Raw genomic sequence first — 3,508 nt, 5'->3', positions numbered from 1 at the left:
ACCTTGAGCATGAAGCGGTCCACCTGGGCTTCGGGCAGCGGGGAGGTGCCCTCCTGCTCAATGGGATTTTGGGTGGCCAGCACCAGAAAGGGGTAAGGCAAAGCATAGGTGCTGTCGCCGATGGTCACCTGCTTTTCCTCCATGGCCTCCAAAAGTGCGGACTGCACCTTGGAAGGGGCCCGGTTGATTTCATCGGCAAGAATAATATTGTTGAACAACGGACCTTTACGGGTAACAAAATCCGTGGTTTTAGGCCGGTAGATCTCGGTACCGGTCAAATCCGCAGGCAAAAGATCCGGGGTGAACTGAATGCGTTTAAAATCTGCCTGAACAGCGGCAGCCAACGCCTTGACCGCCGATGTTTTTGCAAGGCCCGGCACCCCTTCAATGAGCACGTGCCCGCCGGTGAGAAGACCTGTCAGCAGTCCGTCAACCAATTTCTCCTGCCCCACCAGGGTTTTGCCCACCTCACTGCGGATGCGGTTTACCAGGAGATGGGCGTTCTCGATCTGTTTTGTGATTTCTTCCATAACTTGTCAATCCTTATGCTCCGACCTTTATTTTGGGCCGTTACTGTAGACGGCCATAAAAGAGGCCCGGCCCTGAAAGAACAATATTTCGATCTAATATAGCGCGGGCAAATGTGGTGTCAAATGACAAAAAGGTTATGTTCGGTTTATTGAACAGCTGCCAACCCAAGATCATTAGTTAGGCCACTAAGATCACCCGGACTCCATTGACACGACAATACGGAGAATCTGAGTAAATAATACAGGACTTACCCCGAACACAGGATATTGACCCGGACCTAAATTAAATGATATAAAAGCTGACATTTCAACCTGTAGTATAATATTTAAAGAATATGGACAATCAAACGATAAAAAGAGATTTATTTGATTTCGAAGTGGGCTATCTGACCCAAAGCCCATGCGTCAACTGTGAATTCAGGGAACACCTGCCCAAATGCCATGAGGACTGCATTATTTTAGACCAGATCCAGATCCGGCTGGCCCGGGGCATATCTTCCCAGTCCTCCGGCTATGAAAGCTGATCAGGAACTGCCGTTTCACGCCTCCTCCCGCTCCAAAATAAAGCAGTACCTGACCATTGCACTTTATAACGATCTTAAAACAATCCGCACCCCGTCGGGGTACACGCTTGATCAAGCCATCACCTCCGGAATTGAAAATCCCGACTCCAGCATTGGGATCTATGCCGGGGATATGGAAAGCTATGACTGCTTTGCACCGGTGCTGCTGCCCATCATCGAGGATTACCATCGTCTTAATCCGGGCTGGTCTCATAAGCCAGGCCTGCAGGAAGCCGTTCTGCCGGACCTAGACCCGGAACAGACATTCATACGTTCATCCCGGATACGGGTGGCAAGAAATCTATGCAGGTTTCCTTTTTCAGGCAACATGAACCCGGATCAGCGGCTATCGCTGGAAAAGACGCTAAAACATCTCTTCAAAAATTTGCCTGAAAAATTATCCGGCACCTATACCTCTTTTACTGATTTGAATGAAAAACAGTTCAATGCCTTGTTAGAAAAAGGGCTGGCTTTCCGGAAAGGCGACCGATTCATGGCATCGGCCGGCATAAACCGGGATTACCCTTTGGGACGCGGCATATTCATAAGCCGGGACAACGTGGTCAGGATATGGGTCAATGAGGAAGATCATCTGCGCATCATAGCCCAGTCCCAGGGCGGTGACCTTGCTTATGTCTTTAACAGGTTGATACAGATAGTCAGGGCATTGGAGGATAAACTTGATTTTGCTTTTGACCCGAAAAAGGGCTTTCTTACAGCCTGCCCCACCAATATTGGAACAGCCATGCGGGCAGGGGTGCATATCCATCTTAAACAACTGGAGAAAAAGAGATCTCTTCTCGAAGCCATAACCAGGGCGTACCACCTGCAGATCCGGGGTACAGACGGAGAAAAAACGGCTGTTGAAAAAGCAGTGTTTGATATCTCCAATGCCCGCAGGTTAGATATCAGCGCCAATACCATTGTAAAGGATCTTCACAAAGGATTGCAGGCCATTATCGAGGCGGAAAGGGATTTATAGGGTCGTCCGCATGACAGGCGCTTGGGACAGATAAAAAAATTCTGATTTAAAGATATGCCTGCGCGCGCAAAAAAAGGATCCCAGTTCTTTTCGGAACTGGGATCGGCTTAAATTAGGTTTCAGGCAAAAATCTATTCGCTATCTGTGTCATCCAACACTTCATATTCCAGCGCTTCGTTTTTGATACTTTGTTTGTCACCAGCCAGGTGGCGTTTTTGCTTCTCTTTGAATTTATTGATTTGGATTTTAATTTTTTCGGCCAGACTATCAATGGCTGCGTACATGTTGTTTTCTTCAGCCTCACCACTGGCATGAATTTTCAGTTTGTTGCAAGTCAGATTGATTTCAGCAATGCTGCGCAATTTTTCATCTGCCAAGACAACCTGGGCCTCGGCCGGGGCATCCAGCATTTTATCTAATTTACTTAATTTCTTTTCAACATGGGATTTTACAGCATCAGATGAAGGTATGTTTTTGAAAGTGATTGAGATGTTCATAGGCTCTCCTTTTTATTGGTGAGATGATGATTCAAAAATAACACAATACCTGTTACGACTCAATGACAGAACGATATATAATTAAAATAAATTTGATTTTCTCCTTATTTTAGGGTAGACCTGCCATACTTTTAAGATGGTTTTCAAGTTAAATTAAAAACATGACAACCTCGGAAGGCAAAAGGCGACAGATTGATGCCGGATAGCACAGGCCGGATAACACAATTTTTAAATTGAAGGAAAGACCTTCACAATATGTCATCCTCTTTTTCATTTTTTTCATTGCCTGGAAACAGCACCTGGACCCAAGGAGATAAAAATATACGAAAAACTGATGGACAGTTGATCGCAGACCGCAAATCCCTGGACCGGGTTTTCATCCGTCCCTACGATGAAAACAGCAAAAAGACCCTGGTTAAATACATGGAGCAGATCCTGTTCGGTCTGCACGATTTTCTTAACCGGCACGTGGGCGTCACCGAAGAGATCAGTATCACTGAACTGGCTAAAAATTACATGGACGTTGAAATCAGTGATCATCCCGAGAAAAATCTGGGCCAGGTTATCGAAGATATCATTAAAGACATTGCTCCTAAAGCGGTCAATGTGGCATCGCCTTACTTCATCGGCCACATGACATCTGCCCTGCCCTTTTTCATGGTGCACCTTAAAGCCATTACCGCAGCCTTGAACCAAAATCTCATTAAAATGGAAACCTCCAAGGTGCTGGCTGTCATTGAAAGGCAGGTGCTGGCCAAAATCCACTGCCTGATTTTCAAACAAAGCCAGGCCTTCTACCGGGCGCATGTCCAGAATACCCGTACGGCTTTGGGCGCATTTACATCCGGCGGCACCACGGCCAACATAACCGCCATGTGGGTGGCCAGAAATCATCTTTGGGCGGAAAAAGTTGATTTCTGGCCACCCACATGGCGG

General features: G+C 46.7%; 5 protein-coding genes. 3 read left to right on the top strand and 2 right to left on the bottom strand.

Going from position 1 to position 3,508, the window contains the following annotated elements; genetic code table 11:
* Window positions 1–530 (bottom strand): AAA family ATPase (locus B3D59_RS16610; RefSeq protein WP_286822250.1); only part of this gene is annotated, 530 nt, incomplete at its 3' end.
* Window positions 531–865: 335 nt separating this feature from the next.
* Here B3D59_RS16610 and B3D59_RS16605 point away from each other — a divergent pair.
* Together B3D59_RS16605 and B3D59_RS16600 are read left to right on the top strand one after the other, a co-directional pair.
* Window positions 866–1,054, top strand: coding sequence for a hypothetical protein (locus B3D59_RS16605; RefSeq protein ID WP_286822249.1), 189 nt, complete (start codon window positions 866–868; stop codon window positions 1,052–1,054).
* Window positions 1,044–2,075 (top strand): phosphagen kinase, encoded by a 1,032-nt coding sequence (locus B3D59_RS16600; RefSeq protein ID WP_286822248.1) that lies wholly within the window; start codon window positions 1,044–1,046, stop codon window positions 2,073–2,075. Before B3D59_RS16605 ends, B3D59_RS16600 begins: the two co-directional genes overlap by 11 nt.
* Before the next feature lie 131 nt (window positions 2,076–2,206).
* Here the strand turns inward: B3D59_RS16600 and hpf are convergent, their stop codons facing one another.
* Window positions 2,207–2,572 (bottom strand): ribosome hibernation-promoting factor, HPF/YfiA family, encoded by a 366-nt coding sequence (hpf, locus tag B3D59_RS16595; protein ID WP_286822247.1) that lies wholly within the window; start codon window positions 2,570–2,572, stop codon window positions 2,207–2,209.
* 255 nt (window positions 2,573–2,827) lie between these two features.
* Here hpf and B3D59_RS16590 point away from each other — a divergent pair.
* On the top strand, window positions 2,828–3,508 hold a 681-nt coding region (locus tag B3D59_RS16590), incomplete at its 3' end, for a pyridoxal-dependent decarboxylase (RefSeq protein ID WP_286822246.1).

The sequence above is a fragment of the Desulfobacter sp. UBA2225 genome (genome assembly GCF_002348205.1).
Classification (GTDB): domain Bacteria; phylum Desulfobacterota; class Desulfobacteria; order Desulfobacterales; family Desulfobacteraceae; genus Desulfobacter; species Desulfobacter postgatei.
This window is presented reverse-complemented; position numbering and strand designations above follow the sequence as displayed.

Excerpts from the sequence above, each read along its gene's own strand:
- B3D59_RS16605 (WP_286822249.1), top strand. The coding sequence starts at position 866 with ATGGACAATCAAACGATAAAAAGAGATTTATTTGATTTCGAAGTGGGC.
- B3D59_RS16600 (WP_286822248.1), top strand. The coding sequence starts at position 1,044 with ATGAAAGCTGATCAGGAACTGCCGTTTCACGCCTCCTCCCGCTCCAAA.
- hpf (WP_286822247.1), bottom strand. The coding sequence starts at position 2,572 with ATGAACATCTCAATCACTTTCAAAAACATACCTTCATCTGATGCTGTA.